The 19,050-nt window shown below is 63.3% G+C and carries 16 protein-coding genes; 8 read left to right on the forward strand and 8 right to left on the reverse strand.

What is annotated here, in order from left to right:
• The first annotated feature begins 8 nt into the window (after positions 1 to 8).
• From G5V57_RS22205 to G5V57_RS22230, 6 genes are read left to right on the forward strand one after another with little or no spacing between them, the layout of a single operon-like run.
• A complete protein-coding gene (locus G5V57_RS22205) occupies positions 9 to 1,001 on the forward strand; it encodes an ABC transporter permease (RefSeq protein WP_165169719.1) in 993 nt (330 codons plus the stop codon).
• Positions 991 to 1,947, forward strand: a complete 957-nt coding sequence (locus tag G5V57_RS22210) for an ABC transporter permease (protein WP_165169720.1) — start codon at positions 991 to 993, stop codon at positions 1,945 to 1,947. The genes G5V57_RS22205 and G5V57_RS22210 overlap by 11 nt, the downstream gene beginning before the upstream one ends.
• Before the next feature lie 21 nt (positions 1,948 to 1,968).
• Positions 1,969 to 3,165, forward strand: coding sequence for an amidohydrolase family protein (locus tag G5V57_RS22215; RefSeq protein WP_165169721.1), 1,197 nt, complete (start codon positions 1,969 to 1,971; stop codon positions 3,163 to 3,165).
• A 3-nt stretch (positions 3,166 to 3,168) separates the two neighbouring features.
• Positions 3,169 to 4,194 (forward strand): ABC transporter ATP-binding protein, encoded by a 1,026-nt coding sequence (locus G5V57_RS22220; RefSeq protein ID WP_371744586.1) that lies wholly within the window; start codon positions 3,169 to 3,171, stop codon positions 4,192 to 4,194.
• Positions 4,184 to 5,164 carry an ABC transporter ATP-binding protein gene (locus G5V57_RS22225; RefSeq protein ID WP_165169722.1) on the forward strand — a complete coding sequence of 327 codons (981 nt, stop codon included), beginning with the start codon at positions 4,184 to 4,186 and terminating at the stop codon, positions 5,162 to 5,164. The genes G5V57_RS22220 and G5V57_RS22225 overlap by 11 nt, the downstream gene beginning before the upstream one ends.
• Positions 5,165 to 5,186: 22 nt before the next feature.
• The gene (locus G5V57_RS22230; protein WP_165169723.1) at positions 5,187 to 5,960 is read left to right on the forward strand and encodes an aspartate/glutamate racemase family protein; all 774 of its coding nucleotides are present in this window, start codon (positions 5,187 to 5,189) and stop codon (positions 5,958 to 5,960) included.
• On the opposite strand, the gene G5V57_RS22235 is transcribed toward G5V57_RS22230, so the two are convergent.
• Positions 5,933 to 7,210 carry an FAD-binding oxidoreductase gene (locus G5V57_RS22235; protein ID WP_165169724.1) on the reverse strand — a complete coding sequence of 426 codons (1,278 nt, stop codon included), beginning with the start codon at positions 7,208 to 7,210 and terminating at the stop codon, positions 5,933 to 5,935. The genes G5V57_RS22230 and G5V57_RS22235 overlap by 28 nt on opposite strands.
• 82 nt (positions 7,211 to 7,292) lie before the next feature.
• On the opposite strand from G5V57_RS22235, the gene G5V57_RS22240 reads away from it, so the two are divergent.
• Both G5V57_RS22240 and G5V57_RS22245 read left to right on the forward strand, forming a co-directional pair.
• Positions 7,293 to 8,642, forward strand: a complete 1,350-nt coding sequence (locus G5V57_RS22240) for a glutamine synthetase family protein (RefSeq protein ID WP_165169725.1) — start codon at positions 7,293 to 7,295, stop codon at positions 8,640 to 8,642.
• A 287-nt stretch (positions 8,643 to 8,929) separates the two neighbouring features.
• On the forward strand, positions 8,930 to 10,561 hold the full coding sequence (locus G5V57_RS22245; protein ID WP_165169726.1) for a murein L,D-transpeptidase: 1,632 nt from the start codon (positions 8,930 to 8,932) through the stop codon (positions 10,559 to 10,561).
• Positions 10,562 to 10,762: 201 nt separating this feature from the next.
• On the opposite strand, the gene G5V57_RS22250 is transcribed toward G5V57_RS22245, so the two are convergent.
• The 7 genes from G5V57_RS22250 to G5V57_RS22280 form a co-directional block, all read right to left on the reverse strand.
• Positions 10,763 to 12,199 (reverse strand): hypothetical protein, encoded by a 1,437-nt coding sequence (locus G5V57_RS22250; RefSeq protein ID WP_165169727.1) that lies wholly within the window; start codon positions 12,197 to 12,199, stop codon positions 10,763 to 10,765.
• A 4-nt stretch (positions 12,200 to 12,203) separates the two neighbouring features.
• Positions 12,204 to 13,307, reverse strand: coding sequence for a TAXI family TRAP transporter solute-binding subunit (locus tag G5V57_RS22255; protein WP_165169728.1), 1,104 nt, complete (start codon positions 13,305 to 13,307; stop codon positions 12,204 to 12,206).
• Positions 13,308 to 13,437: 130 nt separating this feature from the next.
• Positions 13,438 to 14,469 (reverse strand): acetate/propionate family kinase, encoded by a 1,032-nt coding sequence (locus G5V57_RS22260; protein WP_165169729.1) that lies wholly within the window; start codon positions 14,467 to 14,469, stop codon positions 13,438 to 13,440.
• Positions 14,466 to 15,950, reverse strand: coding sequence for an MDR family MFS transporter (locus G5V57_RS22265; protein WP_165169730.1), 1,485 nt, complete (start codon positions 15,948 to 15,950; stop codon positions 14,466 to 14,468). The genes G5V57_RS22260 and G5V57_RS22265 overlap by 4 nt, the downstream gene beginning before the upstream one ends.
• 23 nt (positions 15,951 to 15,973) lie before the next feature.
• Entirely contained in the window at positions 15,974 to 17,734 is a 1,761-nt protein-coding gene (gene xsc, locus G5V57_RS22270; protein WP_165169731.1) for a sulfoacetaldehyde acetyltransferase, read from the reverse strand.
• Between the two features lie 263 nt (positions 17,735 to 17,997).
• Positions 17,998 to 18,762: a Stf0 family sulfotransferase gene (locus G5V57_RS22275; protein ID WP_165169732.1), complete on the reverse strand. Its 765-nt coding sequence runs from the start codon at positions 18,760 to 18,762 to the stop codon at positions 17,998 to 18,000.
• Position 18,763: 1 nt separating this feature from the next.
• The gene (locus G5V57_RS22280) at positions 18,764 to 19,045 is read right to left on the reverse strand and encodes a cupin domain-containing protein (protein ID WP_137858669.1); all 282 of its coding nucleotides are present in this window, start codon (positions 19,043 to 19,045) and stop codon (positions 18,764 to 18,766) included.
• Positions 19,046 to 19,050 lie beyond the last annotated feature (5 nt).

Genomic DNA, 19,050 nt, shown 5'->3' on the forward strand with positions numbered 1-19,050 from the left:
TCAAACCCATGATCTCGATGGTACTCAAGCGGATCGGCAATGCGGTGGCGGTGATGATCGCCGTGGCCTTTGTCGCCTTCATGATCTTCCAGTTCCTGGGCGATCCGGTCCAGCTAATGCTGAACGAGCAGGCGAGCCAGGCCGAGCGTGACGCGCTCAGGATCCGCCTCGGCCTCGACCAGAGCTTCGTCATGCAGTTCGTGACCTTCATCACGCGCGCCGTGCAGGGCGATTTCGGCATCTCCTACCGCAATCAGCAGGAGGTCATGTCGCTGATCGCCGAACGTTTCCCGGCGACGCTGGAGCTGGTCCTCGTCTCCACCATAGTCGCCTTGAGCGTCGGCATCCCGCTCGGCGTCTATGCCGCGATCCGCAAGGGCAGTCCCGTCGCCCGTCTGCTCACCATCTTCTCGATGATCGGCGTGTCCATCCCGTCCTTCGTCATCGGCATTCTCCTGATCGTGGTCTTCGCGGTCCAGCTCAACTGGCTGCCGGCCTTCGGACGCGGCGAGGTTGTGCACTTCGGCAGCTGGTCGACAGGTCTCCTGACGCCCTCCGGCCGCAGCGCGCTCATCATGCCGGCGCTGTCGCTCGCCATGTTCCAGATCTCCTTCATCATGCGTCTGGTGACCGCCGAGATGCTCGAGGTGCTGCGCACCGACTATGTCAAATTCGCGCGCGCCCGCGGTCTTCCCAACCGCCTCGTTCATTTCCGGCACGCGCTTAGGAACTGCCTGATGCCGGTCGTCACCATGACCGGCATGATGATCGGCGACCTGATCGCCTTCGCGCTCGTCACCGAGACGGTGTTTCAGTGGCCGGGCATGGGTCAGCTCTTCGTGCAGGCGGTGATGTTCATCGATATGCCGGTGATGGCCGCCTATCTGATGATCGTGTCGGCGATCTTCGTCACCATCAACACCATCGTCGATCTGATCTATCTGTGGGTCGATCCGAGATTGCGCCAGGCCGGCGTGGCGCGAGGTTACCATGCACATTGATGAAGCGGGCCAGACGGGCCGCCTGGCGCACTGGCGCCAACGGCTGAGCGAGGCCTGGGACAGTGATCTCGCTTATAGCTTCCGCGGCTCGCCGATGGCGATGATCTCGGCCTTGATCCTCCTGATCGTGGCGCTGACGGCCTTTCTCGCTCCCCTGATCGCGGTGCAGAATCCCTATGACCTGACCCAGCTCTTCCTCGACAAGGCAGAGCTGCCGCCGGTCTGGAGCGAAGGCGGCGAAGCGCCCTATCTGCTCGGCACGGATGTGCAGGGCAGGGACGTATTGTCCGCGATTCTCTACGGCTCGCGCATCTCGCTGCTGATCGGCTTCGCCAGCGTTCTCGCCTCCATGGCGATCGGTGTCACCATCGGGCTGATCTGCGGCTTCGCCGGCGGCATCATCGATAATATCCTGATGCGGGTCGGCGATTTCGTCCTGTCGATCCCGACGCTTCTGGTGGCGATCCTGGTCAGCGCGCTGTTCCGCGAGATGCTGCCGGTCAATCTGCGCGACACCTTCGCCCCGCTCATCCTGATGACCTCGATCGCCATCACGTCATGGGTGCAGTATGCGCGCATCGTGAGAGCCTCCGCCATGGTCGAGGCGCGCAAGGAGTATGTGCTGGCCGCCAAGATCCTCGAGGTCAGGACCACCCGCATTCTCCTGACCCATATCCTGCCGAATGTGATGACGGCGGTCCTGGTGACAGCGACACTCAATCTCGGTCTCGCCGTTCTGGCCGAGGCGACTCTTTCGTTTCTCGGCGTCGGCATGCCGGTCACCCAGCCTTCGCTCGGCACGTTGATCCGCATCGGCAATCAGTATTTCTTCTCCGGCAGCTGGTGGGTGGTGCTGTTCCCGGCCTTCCAGCTCGGCCTCATCATACTTGCGGTCAATCTGCTCGGCGACTGGCTGCGCGACGCTCTCAACCCGAAGCTTCAGTGATTTCGCAAAGAAGGTGCATCCGTGACGAATAAGACCATCATCAAGAATGTCCGTCCCTGGGGCGAGGCTGCGACCGACATCACCATCAGCGGCGACCGGATTGCCGCGATCGGCGCCGCCGGGCCTCACGCGGGAGCGGCAGTAATCGACGGCGCCGGCGCCATCCTGCTGCCCGGCCTGATCGAAGCCCACACCCATCTCGACAAGACGCTGTTCGGCATGAAGTGGAACGTCAATGACGTGGGCTACACGCTCATCGACAAGATCACCAATGAGCGCGAGATGAAATCGAAGCTTGGCCTCGATCCGGCGCGCCAGTCGGCCCGCCAGGTAGCGATCTCGGTCGCGCGCGGCACCACCCACATCCGCAGCCATGTCGACATCGACACGGTGCATGGGTTGAAGGGCGTTGAAGGCGTCATGGCGACGCGCGAGAAGTATAAGGACTTCATCGACATCGAGATCGTCGCCTTCCCGCAGTCCGGCATGATGATCAGGCCGGGCACGGTGGAACTCATGGATGAGGCGTTGGCCATGGGCGCCGAGGTCGTCGGCGGCCTCGATCCGTCCTCGATGGACAAGGACCCGAAGGGGCATCTCGACACGATATTCGGGCTCGCCGCCAAGCACGGCAAGCCGCTCGACATCCATCTGCACGAGCCGGGTGAGCTCGGGCTTTTCACCATGGGCATGATCGTCGAGCGCACCAAGGCGCAAGGACTCAACGGCAAAGTCACCATCAGCCATGCCTTCTGCCTCGGCCATAACGACTATCTCGTCGTCGGGCGCATGCTGGAGGATCTCGCCAGAAACGATATCGCCGTGATGACGACCGGGCCCTCGGGCTGGCCGTGCCCGCCGCTGATCCGCACCCTCGATGCCGGCATCACCGTCTGCTCGGGATCGGACGGTATTCGCGACTGCTGGCATCCCTGGGGCAGCGGCGACATGCTGGAGCGCGTGATGTATCTGGGCGAACGCAACTATCTCAGCCGTGACCGCGATATCAGACGCGTCTACGATGTGGTGACGCTCGGCGGCGCCAAGGTGATGAACATCGCCGACTACGGCCTCGCCGCCGGCAATATCGCCGATCTCATGCTCGTCGACGGCGAGGCGCTGGCCGAGGCGGTGGCCTCCTGCCGGCCGCGCCGTCTGGTGATGAAGCGTGGCCGCGTCGTCTCTGAGGACGGCGCCCACCCCTTCGAAGTGGCCTGACAAGTGACCGCCGCGCCCGTTCATATCTCGCCGCATGTGACGAAGCCCGCCACGCCGGTCCTCGATATTCGCAACCTCGTCGTCGAATTCCCGACGCGGCGCGGCGTGCTCACCGCGATCCGCGGCATTGATCTCGCCATCGGGCGGGGCGAGATATTGGGCGTCGTCGGTGAATCCGGCGCCGGAAAATCCTTGACAGGTGCTGCGGTCATCGGCCTCCTCGAATCCTCAGGCCGGGTCGCCGGCGGCGAGATTCATGTCGGCGGGCAGCGGATCGACCAACTCCCCGTGCGCGAGATGCAGAAACTACGCGGGCGCACCATCGGCGCGATCTTCCAGGACCCGCTCACCTCCCTCAATCCGCTGCTGACGGTCGGCGATCAGCTCGTCGAGACCATCCGGGTGCATCTGCCCCTGTCGCGCGCGCAAGCCGCGGAACGTGCGATCAAGCTGCTGCAGGAAGTCGGTATTCCCTCGCCTGAGCTCCGCATCGGCCAGTATCCGCATCAGTTCTCAGGCGGCATGCGTCAGCGCGTGGTCATTGCGCTGGCTCTGTGCGCCGAGCCTGAGCTTGTAATCGCCGACGAGCCGACGACCGCCCTCGACGTCTCGATCCAGGCGCAGATCACCGCGCTTCTGAAGCGCGTCTGCCGCGAGCGCGGCACCGCCATGATGTTGATCACGCATGACATGGGCGTTATCGCCGAAACGGCCGATCGCGTCGCCGTCATGTATGCCGGCCGCATCGTCGAGATCGGGCCGGTCGCCGCCATCATCCGCGCGCCGCGCCATCCCTACACCAAGGGCCTCATCGGCTCGATCCCGAGCCTCACCGCGCGCTGCGAGCGCCTGGTCCAGATCGACGGCGCCATGCCGCGCCTGAATGCGATGCCGGCTGGCTGCGCCTTCAATCCGCGCTGCCGCCATGCGAGCGCGCAATGCCGCGCCGAGAGACCGCCCTTGCGGACGGCGGGCGCGAGTGAAGCCGCCTGCTGGCATTTCGACCTGGAGGTGAGCCATGTCGCCTAGTGAGCAGCCGGCACTCGCGGCCACCGACATCGCCTGCTGGTTCAACCTGCCGCATTCCTGGCTCGACCGCACCGTGCTCGGAAAGCCGGCGCGGATGGTGAAGGCCGTCGACGGCATTTCCTTCAAGATTCCGCGCGGCACCACCTTCTCCATCGTGGGCGAATCCGGATGCGGCAAATCCACCGTCGCGCGCATGGTGGTGGGTCTGCAGCCGGCGACGCGCGGGACCTTCGATTTTGCCCCGGGACGCGGCCGCAAAGGCCGTCTGCGCACGCAGATGATCTTCCAGGATCCCTTTGCCAGCCTCAATCCGCGCTGGCGGGTCGGCGACATCGTCGCCGAGCCGATCCGCGAGCTCGGGCTGTGCGACGGCGCCAAGGCCACCGAGCGCCGCATGCACGGGCTGCTCGACACCGTGGGGCTCAGTAGCCGCGATGCCGGACGCTATCCGCATGAATTCTCTGGCGGCCAGCGCCAACGCATTTCGATCGCGCGCGCCCTTGCGGCCGAGCCGGAATTTCTCGTCTGCGACGAGCCGACCTCGGCGCTCGACGTATCGGTGCAGGCGCAGATCCTCAATCTGCTCGCCGACCTGCAGAGCGATCTCGGCCTGACTTATCTCTTCATCAGTCACAATCTGTCGGCGGTGCGCCACGTGTCCGACCGCGTGGCCGTCATGTATCTCGGCCGCATCGTTGAGGAGGCCTCGGCCGACGAGATCTTCGACCATCCCCGGCATCCCTACACGAAATTTCTGCTGGGATCGGTGCCGGATCTTCTGCATCCCAATCGCGACCGCGTCCCCGTCGCCGTCGATCTGCCGAGCCCGGTCAGCCCGCCGTCCGGCTGCACCTATCATCCGCGCTGTCCCTGGGCGTCCGACCAGTGCAAGACGACGGCGCCGCAGCCGTCTCTGATCGGCACGACCGAGATTCGCTGCCATCGCGCCGCCGAAGCCCACCTTTCCTGATCCGAATAGAACAGCCTCCAGCATGCGCATCCATCTGATCAATCCGAACACGACCGAGACGATGACCAACACGATCGCCGAGGCGGCGCGCCTCGTCGCCGCGGCCGGGACGGAGATATCGGCCGCGACATCGAAGTCGGGCGCCGCCTCGATCGAGGGTCATTATGACGAGGCGATGAGCGTCGTCGGTCTGATTGAGGCGATCCGCGAGGAGCCTGCTGCCGATGCCTATGTAATCGCCTGCTTCGGCGATCCGGGCCTACTGGCGGCGCGCGAATTCACCGCGGCGCCCGTGCTCGGCATCGCGGAAGCCGCGATGCACGCGGCGAGCTTCGTCGCCACCGGATTCTCTGTCGTTACAACTCTCGAGCGCACGCGCGTCATCGCCGAGCATCTGGTACGCAACTATGGGATGGCGCAGCATTGCCGCCGCGTGCGGGCGGTGGATATACCGGTCCTGGCACTCGATGATCCGTCCTCGATGGCGCGGGCGCGCATTCTGACAGAATGCGAGGCGGCGATCGCCGAAGACAAGTCGGGCGCGATTGTTCTGGGCTGCGCCGGAATGGCCGATCTCACCAAGTATATCGAGGACCGCTTGCAGATTCCGGTCATCGACGGTGTCGCCGCGGCGGTGAAATTCGCGGAGGCATTGGTGGGGCTGGGGCTCAAGACAAGCAAGCGCGGTGATCTCGCTTTCCCACTGCCCAAGATTTATCGCGGCATCACTGCCGGCTATGCGCCCCAGGGTGAAGGTGATGGAGCCGTTCAGCTCAGCGCGTCGCGGATCCGATAGAACAGCATCGCGGCCACGAGGAGCGGCGTGCGGATCGGGCCGCCGGGGAAGGGCAGGTGCTTGACGCGCGCCAGAAGGTCGAAGCGGCCGGCCTGGCCCTTGATGGCTTCCGCCATCAGCTTTCCATACATGCCGGCAAGCGCCACGCCCTGGCCGGAATAGCCATGCGCATAATAGATGTTGGCACCGAGGCGGCCGCAGTCGGGAATACGGTTCGAGGTGATGGCGATATAGCCGCCCCAGGCATGATCGACCTTCACATCCTTGAGCTCGGGGAACACCGAGAGCATGCGCGGGCGCATATAGGCGCCGAGATTGGGCGGCTCCAATGTCGAATAGCTGGCGCGGCCGCCGAAGAGGAGGCGCGTGTCCTTGGTGAGACGGAAATAGTCGACGATGAAATTCGTGTTCGCCACCGCGTCATTGTCGCGGATGAGTGCGCGCGCCCGGTTTTCGCCCAGAGGCTCGGTGGCGATGATGTAGCTGGTGACCGGCATGATGCGGCCATAGAGCTCCGGCATCATGCGGCCGATATAGGCGTTGCAGCCGAGGATCACGAATTTGGCGTTGACCGTACCATTGGCCGTGCGCACGGTGGCGGTCGTCCCCGGCTCGACATTGACGACGGCCGAATTCTCGAAGATCTGCGCCCCGGCGGCGATTGCGGCCTTGGCGAGCCCCAGACAGTAATTGAGCGGATGGAAATGACCGGCGCCGCCTTCGCGCAGCGCCCCGTGATAGATTTTGGTGGCGAGCCGCTCCTCGAGTTCGGCCTTGTCGAGGATCTGGGTGTCGGTGTAACCGAGCGTGTCCCATTCCTCTTTCCACTCTTTCAGCCCGTCGAACTGCGACGGCTTGGGAATGGCATGCAGATAGCCCCATTTCAGGTCGCAATCGATCTTGTACCTGGCGATGCGATCCACGATGAGCCGCTTGGCTTCCTCGGCGATATCGAAGCACTTGCGGGCGTCCGCCTTGCCAAGTTGCGCCTCGATGCGTTGCTGCCTGGGGGAGAATCCGGTGCAGATCTGCCCGCCATTGCGCCCGGATGCCCCATAGCCCACCTGGCGGGCCTCCAGGACCACAACCTTCAGGCCGGCCTCGGCCAGCTCCAGCGCGGCGGAAAGGCCCGTAAAACCGGCGCCGACGACGCAGATATCGGCCGTAACGTCACCGTTGAGGCGGGGTTTCGGGGGGAAAGGATGGGCGGAAGCCTGGTAATAAGATTGCGCGTCAAGGGAAGCCGGCATGGTCACTGACCAATGCCAAGCCCTGTTTCCTCCGTCAAGGAGGCCGGGTAAGGTAGGCCCGTCATAACGATAACAGGGTATCATGTCGCAAGCGAAATTTGAGGAATGGATTACCGAACGCCGGATCAGTGAAGTGGAATGCCTGGTGGCCGATATGTCCGGAACGGCCCGGGGGAAAATTCTCCCCCCGTCGAAATTTCTGAAGGGCAACAAGTCACGCGGGCTGCGCATCCCGGAGGAAGTCTTCACCCTCACCATCAATGGCCGCTATGTCTGGGAAACCTCGGCGGTGAGCGATGCGGCCATAGATATCTATCTGCAGCCGGATTATGACACCATCCGCCTGGTGCCCTGGTATAAGGAGCCGACCGCCCAGGTCATCTGCGACGCCTTCCACCTCAATGACGATCCGGTTGATATCTCACCGCGCCATGTGCTGAAGCGCATACTCCAGCTCTACAAGGAGAAGGGCTGGCGGCCGGTCATTGCGCCTGAGCTCGAATTCTATCTCGTCAAGCGCAATATCGATCCCGATTATCCGCTCGAGGCGGCGGTCGGCCGCTCCGGCCGCAAGGAGGCTGGCGGCCAGGCCTATGGCATCGACGCCGCCAACGATTTCGATCCGATCGTCGAGGACATCTATGATTTCTGCGAAGCGCAAGAGCTCGATGTCGACACGCTGAGCCATGAAAGTGGCCCTGCCCAGCTCGAGATCAACTTCAACCATGGCGATCCGCTGGAGCTCGCCGACCAGGTCTTCCTGTTCAAGCGCACGGTGCGCCAGGCCGCGCTCAAGCATGACATGTTCGCGACCTTCATGGCGAAGCCGCATGAGAACGAGCCGGGCTCGTCGATGCATATCCATCAGTCGGTGATGGATGTGAGGACCGGCAAGAATGTCTTCGCCGGCAAGGACGGCACGCCGTCGAAGCTGTTCCTGAGCCATATTGCCGGGCTGCAGCGCTATCTCGCCGCCGCCCTTCCGCTCGCCGCGCCCAATGTCAATTCCTACCGGCGACTGGTGCCTGAATCGGATGCGCCGACCAATGTCCATTGGGCGATCGACAACCGCACCGTGTCGCTGCGCGTCCCGTCCTCCGATCCTGCCAATCTCCGGGTCGAGAACCGCGTGCCGGGAGCCGACGCCAATCCCTATCTCGCCTTCGCGGCGTCGCTCGCTTGCGGTTATCTCGGCATGATCGAGCGGCTCAAGCCGTCCGACCCGGTCGAGGGCTCGGCCTACCGCTATGCCCACACGCTGCCGATCAGCCTCGATGAGGCGCTCGACAAGCTGAATTACACCAAGTCGTTCAAGCAGGTGATGGGCGAGAAATTCGTCGAGGCATTCCAGGACGTCAAGCACGAGGAGATGCAGCATTATCGCCGCGTCATCAGTTCGTGGGAGCGGGAATATCTCCTCCTGAATGTGTGATTACTAGCGCGGGATGCGGAAAAGTGGATACCGGTTTTCGCAAAAATCCCGCGCTGACATATAAAAATCGATCACGTTTATGAGTTTGGATTGACTTCAATCCAAACTCATCGTGATCTTGAGCAAATCCCGCCAAAGTTGAAGACTTTGGCGAAAAGGATTTGCTCCAAGTTATTGATCTGGCGCGAATCCTTTTCGGCGAAGTGATCCCACTTCGCCGGGATGCGCGCTAGAAGCGGCAAGATTGCCGAAGATGACGCGAGAGGATGAGGTCCGGAGGCCCGCTAATGATCTTGCTGCGCCGTCATCTCGGCCTTCTGGCCGTCGTGCTGATGTTCGTCTGGGCGGCGCCGGCGCTCGCCGGCAAGGGCGACCGCGCGGCGGTACCGGCCTATGGCGACGTCACCTCGTCGATTGCCATTCTGCTCGACAGTCCGGACCGGCTCGAATTGCCGCTCGAACGCATCAGGCCCGCGCTGAAGGCGCATTATGTCGACAATGCCGGCACCATCTACTGGATCGGCACCGGCCGCATGACGCCGTTCATCCAGCGGCTGCTCGATGCCGCCGATGACGGGCTCAATCCGGATGACTATCCGATCGACACGCTGATCGACCTGCGCGACACGATGGACGCGAATGACCCTATGAGCGCGGCGCGGGCCGAGCTCTATTACTCGGCCTTCTTCGTCGCCTATGCGGCCGACCTCAAGACCGGGCGCGTAATTCCGCAGAAGGTCGATCCGCGGCTCTTCCGTAACCGCAAGACGGTCGATGTGCTGCGTATTTTGACCGACTTGAACAAATACCGCGAGCCGACGCGCTATCTCGACGTGTTCGAGCCGAAGAACCCGCAATATCAGGCGCTGAAGAAGATGCTGCTGCAGTATCGGGCGTTGGCGGCTGATGGCGGCTGGGGCAGCGTCGAGCCGGGTGTCAGCTTGAAGCCCGGCATGACCGACCCGCGCCTTCCCGAGGTGCGCAAGCTGCTGGCCGCCACCGGCGACTATGAATGGCAGCCCGCCGGCGATCCCGCTTTTTATGACGAGCAGCTCGCCATCGCGGTGAAGCGCTTCCAGTCACGCCACGGCCTCGAGGCCAAGGGGCTGATCGGCAAGCAGACGATCATCGCCATGAATGTGCCGGTCGAGGAGCGCGTGCGCCAGATCATGCTCAATATGGAGCGTTGGCGCTGGATGCCGGAGGATCTGGGCGAATACCACTTTCTCGTCAATATCGCGTCCTTCGAGCTGCAGCGTATCCAGTCGAACACGATCATCGACCGCATGAACACGGTGGTGGGGGCGCCCGCCACCCAGACGCCGGAATTCTCCGACGAGCTCGAGTATATCGAGTTCAATCCGACCTGGACGGTGCCTTACAGCATCGCCACCAAGGAGATGCTGCCGCGCCTGCGCGCCAATCCTTACGCCTATGCGGGCGATTTCGAGGTCTTTGTCGGCGGCAAGCTTGCCTCTTGGGGAAGCATCAACTGGTATTCCTATGGGCCGGGCAATTTCCCCTTCACTTTCCGCCAGAAGCCGGGACCGAAGAATGCCTTGGGCAAGGTCAAGTTCATGATGCCCAACAAGCACAATATCTATCTGCATGACACGCCCGCGAAGGACAAGTTCCTGCAGACGGCGCGCGCCTTCAGTCACGGATGCATCAGACTATCCCGTCCGATCGATCTCGCTTATGCGCTGGTGCCCGATCTCAAGGACTGGTCGAAGGAGCGCATGGACGCCACCTGGGCCGGCGGCAAGACGACGCGCGCGATGATCGTCGATCATATACCGGTGCATCTGATCTATGGCACCGCCTTCAGGGGTGATGCCGGCATGGTCGAGTTCCGGCCCGATGTCTATGGCCGCGACCTCAAGCTTTACAACGCGCTGTTCGGCAGGCCGACGTCGTGAATTTACCACCCTCACCCTGAGGCGCCCGGCGAAGCTGGGCCTCGAAGGGTGTCTTGCAGCACTCTCACTCTATCCTGGTGGATGCTTCGAGGCTCGCTTCGCTCGCACCTCAGCATGAGGATACTTGAACGCCGACTTCAATCAATTCACGCCGGGGCAGCGATGGCCCGGCCTTCGGTCGACTGGCGATGAGGGCGCGCTCTACTGCTTCATCCAGGTCTCGAGTCCGGCGATGGCGGTTTCGGCATCGGCGATGCCGGCGGTGCGCGCCTCGAGATAGTATTTGAGCGCCATGGCGGGATCAGCCTTGAGCCCTTGCACATTCTTCTCCCGGAAGACGAGGGGATCATAGGTCTGGCCGAGCCGCAACGACGCTTCACGATTGCCGAGCTCGCGCGCCTTGCTGAAGAACGCCCGCGCCGCGGTGAAGTCGCCGAGACCCAGAAGCTTGTCGCCATTGCGCATCAGCGAGTCGCTGTCGCCGCCCGCGGTGTTGCCGTTGTTCTCGAGCGGCTCCGGTATGGGCTGCGCGGCCGGGGTGTCGTGCTTCGTGGTCGAGGGCAGATTGAAATTCCGCCTCACATCGGTGGGAGGCGCCGAGGCCGGTTGCACGGCCGGCGGCGGCGACTGGGTCGCGGCTGGGGCCGGGGAAGAGGTGGGGGCGGGCGTGGCGAGCGCCACTTTCATTTCCTCCGCGGGTGCGGCGAGATCGCCGGTGCCAGGCTCGATCGCCTCGACGGCGATCAGGAGGGGCGCTGCCGGGACGCTCGGCACCATGAGCTTCACGCCATGTTCCTCACCCGGCTTCAGCATCCAGGCGTTGTCGGCAAGCTTGGTGCCGGCGCTGAGATAGGCATCCGCCGGAAGGCCGCTCAGACGGAAGGCGATGTCCTGGTTCGGCAGCGCCGGCTCGGCGCTGATATTGAGCGGGATCGGCGAGTTCACGTCGCCCTTGGCGTCGGACACGTCCAGTCTTGCCGTCGTCACCGACTTCTTGGAGGCTGCCACGGCATGCTGCTCTTCCACGACGCTCACGCCCGCTTTCCCGGCGTCGGCGATGACCTTGTCGCGGTCGCCGAAGCCGGTCATGAAGCCGCCGAGTGAATCGAACACCGCGGAGCTCAGCTCACCATTATTGGCTCGGTCATAGACGACGGCGCCGGCAAGCGCGCCGATCGCTATGGAGGCGAGGCCGGCAAGGGCGGCATCGCGCATCCGAAAGCCCGGATGGGCCTGGCGCGGCCGGCGGGGCTGCGGCGCCTCGCCGTTCCATCCATGCTCATTCTCATTGCTGGCGGCATAGCGGCTCGTCGGAAAGCGCCTGGTGCGCACCGGGGCCAGTGTTTCCTCTTCGTCGGAGACAGGCTGGCGCATCTTGGCATAGCGCATATAGGCTTCGAGCTGGCTCGGGCCGCGCTCGGTGGACTCCTGTTCCGGCTCGTCCACTGTCGCCGTCTTCTCCGGTTTCCTGGCGCCAGCTTCTTCCGTCTTCGCTTCGGCCGCAGGAACCTCTTTCTTGCCGTCCTTGGCGGGGTGAACCTTTATCTCCTTGCCGAGGAACCAGATCGGGCGTCCGGCCTCGGAATCCTGTTGCTCAGCTTTCTGCGCAGCGGTCTTGCGCTGCTGATTCGACTTCATTGCGTCACTCCTCACCAGCGCGCTCTTCGAGCGCGCTCGATTTCAGTCTTGCCACGCCCGCGGGCGCGACGCCGAGCGTCGTGCGTTCCAGATAGGACTGGAATTCGGCCTTGAGTGCGGCCTCTTCCTTGCTGTCGGCATCGGCCTGGCTGCGCTTGTGGTCGGCGAGCCACTCGTCGGCCGTGACGTAGCGTGTCCATCCGGGAAGGTCGGCGGAGAGATTAACATCGTTCCACGCGGCATGCCACTTTCCGGTCTGCAGATCACCGATCCCGGAATAGAGGACATCGGCGAATTTGCGAAGCTTGTAATAGCGGTCGGTGCCCTTCTTCCAGTTGAACACCGCGACCGCATAGCTGACGCTCAGAGTCTCGGTCATGCCTCCTTCGCGGGCAAGACCTTCATAGGTCTTGGCGTTGAGCATCGCCGGCGAATAGATTTCGTTGAGCTCGTCATTTCCGGTGACGTTGAGAAGCCGGTAGCCGCCGCTGCGGGCCAGATCTTCGGCGATTGCCGAGGGTTGCGGCGCCACGATGACGATCGCATCCGCCTTTCCGCTCTTGAGCAGGTTAGCCGCTTCGGCCTCCGAGCCCTCGATCGGATTGACCGTGATGCCAAGCGAATCGAAGAGCAGGTTTGACGTCACGAAACGCGGCTCGCTGGCGGTACCGATATTGACGTTCTTGCCGGCGAGATCGGCGAGGGAAGCGATGTCCGCGCGGGCAATGACATGGACCTGGGCCGAGCCCAGCCGCGCCACATAGGTAACCTTCTTGTCGATATCCTCGATCAGCTCCTGCTTGCGCATATAGGCGACCGTATCTGCGGGAATGATGCTGGCGTCGATGCCGCGCAGGTAGAGGAGGTCGCGCACCGCTTCGACCGGGCCGTGGCCCATGACCGGCAGGATGCGCAGGTCGCGCTCGGCTTCCATCAGCACGGCGAGATCGGCGGCATAGCGCGACGACTGGCTGTTGGCGCCGTCGGTGATAAGCGTGATGGCGCCAGCATTCATGCGGGCGATGTCTTTGCTGTCGTCAGCCAGGAGCGCGTCGGAGCCCGTAACAAGAGCCGCGAAAGCGCACACAACTCTCAAGGCGCTACTCATGCCTTGTCTCCCCGTCTGCATGCCGTCCCATAGTAGGACCGGGCGATTGTGCCCACCTCTGGTCCGACCACCAGTCAAGCCCCAGATTGTGGCGGCGGTCCGGCAATAAGCGTTATTATTTACTTTTTGTTTAGGTAAGCAATGCTGACGTATGCTGGGCTATGATCAGCTCCTCGTTCGCTAGCACAATATGCATGGAGAAGGCTTTTATCCATGAAAGATGGTTAATCACCCGAGCGCGGACCGGCTCGGCATTCTCCCCGACGCCGCCCGTGAAGACCATGGCGTCAATTCCGCCCATGGCGGCAATGAGGGAGGCCGCCTGGCGGGCGGCCCAATAGCAGTAGGCCTCGATGGCGGCCCGGGCCTCGGGCATGGGGCTTTCGAGCAGGCTGCGCACATCGCTGGTGAGGCCGCTCAGGGCAAGGAGGCCGCTTTCCTTGTAAAGAACCTGCTCCATCTGCTCTGGGCTCAGCCGGTCGTCCTTCATGATCGCCAGGATGAGACCGGGATCGAGGGCTCCGGGCCTCGTCCCCATCACCAGCCCGTCAAGGGTCGAGTAGCCCATGCTGGTGGCGATGCTGCGGCCGTCCAGGACGGCGCACAGGCTGGCGCCATTGCCGAGATGGGCGATGAGGAGGCGGCGGGGAAGGGGCTGGCCGGTCTCCAGGGGCAGTGCCCGCACCACATGCTCGTAATTGAGACCATGGAATCCATAGCGCCGGTAGCCACGCTCGAAATAGGAACGCGGCAGCGGGAAGCGCGTCGCGATCTCCGGCTGGGTCGCGTGGAAGGCGGTATCGAAGCAGGCGACTTGCGGGACGTTGGGGGCTCGCTCGCGCATGGCCCGCAGCGCGTCGAGGCCATAGGGCTGATGCAGCGGCGCCAGGGGGCGCAAAGCATTGAGCTTCGCCTCGATCGTGTCGTCGACGATCACCGGCTGCGAAAACTCGGTGCCGCCATGGACGATGCGGTGCCCGGCGCCGGTAAGCTGCCCGACTTCTATGCCTTTCTGGGCCAGGCGGACAAACAGGGCTTGGAGAGCGTCGTCGCCGGTCCCCTCGACCTGGTCCTTGAAGCGCAGCTTGAGGGCCCCCGCCGCCCGCTCGAAGGTCGCAAATTTGAGGGTCGACGACCCGGCATTGACGACGAGAATGGTCATTCCGCAGCTCCAGCTTCTGGCCGAACATGAGTGCGCAGCGGCCTCTCCTCCATCACATAGAGGCTGGCGAACGACACCAGAATGCCGGCGGCCGCGGCGAGAAAAACCCAGCGGTATACCGAGCCGATATCGCGCCCGGCGGCGGCGAAGCTGCTGGCGAGCGTCTCTATGGTGACATGCGCCGCGAGGTCGGCCGGCAGGCTCCCGATCACGATCGCGCCGAAGGCGGCCACGATCAGCGCGCCGCCAAGCGAGCGGAAGAAGTTCAAGGTGCCAGTGGCGGTGCCCATCTGATGCGGCGGCACGGCGTTCTGAAGCGCCACCAGGGTGAGCGGGAAGATCGTGCCGAGGCCGATGGATGCCACGGCGAGGATCAGCACCAATCCGGCAAGCGGCAGGCTTTGGGGATTGATGGCGACCACGGCGAGGCCAATGGCGGCAACGATGAGTCCGATCAGCGTCGGGCGCTTGTAATGCGTGAAGCGCGCCATCACTTGGCCCGTGAATGAGGCGCCGATGACGGTGCCGAACATCAGCGGGATCAAGGTGAAACCGGATTGGCTGGCGGTCAGCCCATACATGCCTTCGAGGAAGATGGGCGTGTAGATGGTGAGGCCGATGAAGACGCCGACGCCGGAGCAGGCGGCGATGATCGCCATCGCCACCACCGGATTCGCCAGGATCTCGATAGGGATCAAGGGTTCGGGCGCTGTTTTGAGCCGGACCACGAAGGCGACGGCGAAGACGAGAAAGACGCCGATAAGCCCGAGGATCGTCAACGACGTCCAGGCATAGTGAGGACCGCCGAGGCTCAGCGCCAGGAGAAGGGCAGTTGTCGAGATGATCATCAGTCCGGCGCCGATGAAGTCCAACTGGTGCGGTTTCTCATGGCGCGGCAGCTTCTTGAGCAGCGCATTCGTCATCCAGAACGCCAGGAGGCCGAGCGGCAGATTGATCCAGAAGATCGCCGACCAATGCAGCTTCTCGGCCATGAAGCCGCCCAGCGCTGGTCCGGCGATGCTCGATGTGGCGAAGACGCTGGCGATATAGCCTTGATAGCGCGGCCGTTCCTTGGGCGACACGATGTCGGCGATGATGGTCTGCGCCAGCGAGATCAGCCCGCCGCCGCCAAGACCCTGGAGCGCCCGCGCCAGGATGAGTGCCAGCATGGTGGGTGCCAGCGCGCACAGGATCGAGCCCAGCATGAAGATGCCGATCGCTGCCAGCAGCGTCACCCGCCGGCCGATGATGTCGGAGATCTTGCCGTAGAGCGGCGTCACCGCCGTCGAGGTCAGGAGATAGGTGGTGACGACCCAGGGCAGGTTCTCGAAATCGCCGAGCAGCCGGCCGATCGTCGGCATGGCGGTGGCGACGATGGTCTGGTCGAGCGCGGCCAGAAACATCGCCACCAGCACGCCGAAGATGATCGAGCGCACCTCATGCGGAGTCAGTGCCGGGCTGGTCCTCTCCGATTGGGGCATTCCTGCTGGCGGTTGCTGTGACCTCAGGCAGGAGCCTTTACATCCGTGTGCTTGTACTTGTCGAGCACACGCTTCGGATATTTGAGGGCGTCGCGGCGGAAGGGATCGCCGAGTTCCTGCGTGACCATTACCTCGACGACGGTGGTCTTACCCTTCTTCTGAGCATCGCAAGCCTTGTCCAGCGCCTCGCCGACATCGCCGAGCTTGTCGATCGTGACACCTTCGGCGCCGAGCGAGCGGGCGACTTCGGCCCAGCTCGGATTTTTCAGGTTAACGCCGAGGAAGCGGGTGTCATAGAAATCGACCTGGTTCTTCTTCTCGGCACCCCACTGCTTGTTGTGGAAGACGACGGCGGTCACCGGGATGTCTTCGCGCACGCAGGTGAGGATCTCGGCGAAGCTCATGCCCCAGGCGCCGTCGCCGACATAGGCGATGGCCGGCCGGTCGGAGGCCGCCACCTTGGCGCCGATGACGGCTGGCAGCGCATAGCCGCAATTGCCGAAGCTCATCGCCGCAAACATCGAGTTGGGCTGGTTGAAGCGCAAATATGAGTTGGAGACCGAGCAGATATTGCCGATGTCGGTCGATACCATGGCGTTGGCCGGCATCGCCTTTTCGAGCTCGCGCAGCATCTGGCGCGGATGCATGTAGGGCGAGCCCTTGGCGATATCGAGCGACCAGCCGTCCTTCTCATGCGTCCAGCTGTCGAGCTCCTTCTCCCAGGCATCCTTCTCGGCCTTGATCTTCTTCTTGCGCTCATCGGCATTAGCGGCGGCCGCGAGCTTGCGGTTGGCGAGCCGGTAGGCGAGCGCCTTCGCCGCTTCCTTGGCGTCGCCGACGATGCCGACCGATATCTGCTTGACGAGGCCGAGCATACGATGATCGCTGTCGACCTGAATGATCTTGGCATTCTTCGGCCAGTAATCGAGCCCGTGCTGGGGCAGCGTGCCAAAGGGGCCAAGACGCGTGCCGAGCGCCAGCACCACATCGGCCTCGGCGATCAGCTTCATGCCGGCCTTCGAGCCCTGATAGCCGAGCGGGCCGCACCACAGCGGATGCTTTGCCGGGAAGCTGTCATTGTGGAGATAGGAATTGACGACGGGAGCGGAGAGCTGCTCGGCGAGCGCCACGCATTCCTTCACGCCATCCGAGAAGATGACGCCGCCGCCCGACACGATGACCGGGAACTTCGCTTTCGCGAGAAGGTCGGCCGCTTCGTCGAGATCGGCATCGGCACCGGGCCCGCGCGCGATCTTGCGCGGCTTGGCAATCTCGTAGTCCGCCTCGCCGTAGAAATTATCGCGCGGAATGTTGAGCTGGGTGGGGCCGCGTTCCGACATCGCCATGTCGAAGCAGCGCGCCGTCAGTTCCGCCATGCGCGGATGCTTTGAGACATGCGCCTGGTATTTGGTGATCTTGGAGAAGATCGGCAGCTGCTCGGTCTCCTGGAAGCCGCCGAGGCCCATGGTGGCGGAGCCGGTCTCGGGGGTGACGACGACGACCGGCGAATGGGCCCAGTAGGCGGCCGCCGTCGAGGTCACGAAGTTGGTGATGCCGGGGCCGTTCTGGGCGATGCACACGCCATGGCGGCCGGAGACGCGCGAATAGCCGTCGGCCATGTGGCCGGCCCCTTGCTCATGCGCCGTCGGGATGAAGCGGATGCCGGCGGTCGGGAACAGGTCGAGCGCGTCCATATAGGCGGAGCCGACGATCCCGAATACGTCCTTGACGCCATAGGCGACGAGGGTTTCGACGAAGGCTTCGGAAGCGGACATTTTGGGCATGAGAGGCTCCTGGGCGGGGAAAGATCGTGCCTTTCCCTATTCCGGCGTCTGGACCCATGAAAGCGCCAGTTCTGGGCTGCGCTCAGGTCCAGAGGGCCCGCAACCCAAAGAAAGCTGTATCCTCGACCCGCCGTGCGATGCCTTGCATGGAAGAACTGCGCGGATCGCTGCAGAAGGTCACGCTCCAGATTACCCGGCCTTCGAGCACCTCTCCTATCCTGTGGACTGAAGAGGAGGAAAGGCCCCAGCGCTCCAAGCAGGATTCACGACGCGAGGCTACGCTCAACATCCATGCGATAGCGGCGCATCCAGTCGAGGCTCGTCTCGTCGGAGAGCTTCGCCACACCGGGCTTCACCTTGTCGGCATCGGGCGCCGAAATGCCGAGTGCTGCGCAGATGCGTGTCAGTGTGGCGGCGGGATCGGCCGACAGGGTTTCATAGCCGATGCGCAGCGGCGTGATGTCCTGCTCCGCGAACCAGCTGTTCCAGGCCACATCATAATCTTCGAGCTCGGCGAGCTCCCGCCTGATCCGCTCGAAGTCATATTCGGGGTCTTTCGGCGGCGACAGCCTCTCGATCTCCGTGCCGTCAGGTGCGACATGCCAGAGGCCGGTCTGCTCCGCTTTGATCAGCGAAACAGCCTGGGCGAGCTTGTTCTCACGTGAGAGATGCAGATAGAGGATTTTGCCGAACGCCTTCTCGAGCCGCGCTCGGTCTGACGGCAGGCCGGGATGGATCTGATCCAGGATGGCCGAAAGCTCGCCCAGATTCTCCCACATCAGGCGAAGGCCGGAGATATCCGTGCCGCCCTTGCCGACTTTGATGGCTGCATTCAGATATACGAGATTGTAGTCGTGCTCACTCATCGTGTCCGGGCTCGGCAGATTCCATTCCCCGGCCCACCAGGCGAGGAACTTGCGCCCATAGAAGGAATCGGGATTGCCGGCCCGTTTTGTCGAGGCGAGAAGATCACACAGCAGCGTGCTGCCAGTGCGCGGCGTGCCGCAGATGATGTAGGCGTCGAACATTCTATTTGAGCTCGATCTCGATGAAGGCATATTCAGTGTCATTGGCGTTGATCACATCGTGCTCGACACCTTCGCTGCGGAAATAGGGCACGGCCTTCTTCATGTCGGCAAAGCTCTCGCCATCCTTGGTCAGGAGCTTCACTTTGCCGTCCATCAAGGGCACCACGACATAGTCATGGCCGTGGCGGTGCCAGCCGGTATTGGCGCCGGGCGCGAAGCGGTATTCGGTGACGATCACCTTGTCGTTCTCGATGTGCTTGATGGCTTTTGCGGTACCGGACATGGATG

Source organism: Nordella sp. HKS 07 (assembly GCF_011046735.1).
GTDB lineage: Bacteria > Pseudomonadota > Alphaproteobacteria > Rhizobiales > Aestuariivirgaceae > Taklimakanibacter.

Coding starts and splice junctions, on each gene's coding strand:
- G5V57_RS22205 (WP_165169719.1), top strand. CDS start 9: ATGATCTCGATGGTACTCAAGCGGATCGGCAATGCGGTGGCGGTGATG.
- G5V57_RS22210 (WP_165169720.1), top strand. CDS start 991: ATGCACATTGATGAAGCGGGCCAGACGGGCCGCCTGGCGCACTGGCGC.
- G5V57_RS22225 (WP_165169722.1), top strand. CDS start 4,184: ATGTCGCCTAGTGAGCAGCCGGCACTCGCGGCCACCGACATCGCCTGC.
- G5V57_RS22230 (WP_165169723.1), top strand. CDS start 5,187: ATGCGCATCCATCTGATCAATCCGAACACGACCGAGACGATGACCAAC.
- G5V57_RS22235 (WP_165169724.1), bottom strand. CDS start 7,210: ATGCCGGCTTCCCTTGACGCGCAATCTTATTACCAGGCTTCCGCCCAT.
- G5V57_RS22240 (WP_165169725.1), top strand. CDS start 7,293: ATGTCGCAAGCGAAATTTGAGGAATGGATTACCGAACGCCGGATCAGT.
- G5V57_RS22245 (WP_165169726.1), top strand. CDS start 8,930: ATGATCTTGCTGCGCCGTCATCTCGGCCTTCTGGCCGTCGTGCTGATG.
- G5V57_RS22250 (WP_165169727.1), bottom strand. CDS start 12,199: ATGAAGTCGAATCAGCAGCGCAAGACCGCTGCGCAGAAAGCTGAGCAA.
- G5V57_RS22255 (WP_165169728.1), bottom strand. CDS start 13,307: ATGAGTAGCGCCTTGAGAGTTGTGTGCGCTTTCGCGGCTCTTGTTACG.
- G5V57_RS22260 (WP_165169729.1), bottom strand. CDS start 14,469: ATGACCATTCTCGTCGTCAATGCCGGGTCGTCGACCCTCAAATTTGCG.
- G5V57_RS22265 (WP_165169730.1), bottom strand. CDS start 15,950: ATGCCCCAATCGGAGAGGACCAGCCCGGCACTGACTCCGCATGAGGTG.
- xsc (WP_165169731.1), bottom strand. CDS start 17,734: ATGCCCAAAATGTCCGCTTCCGAAGCCTTCGTCGAAACCCTCGTCGCC.
- G5V57_RS22275 (WP_165169732.1), bottom strand. CDS start 18,762: ATGTTCGACGCCTACATCATCTGCGGCACGCCGCGCACTGGCAGCACG.
- G5V57_RS22280 (WP_137858669.1), bottom strand. CDS start 19,045: ATGTCCGGTACCGCAAAAGCCATCAAGCACATCGAGAACGACAAGGTG.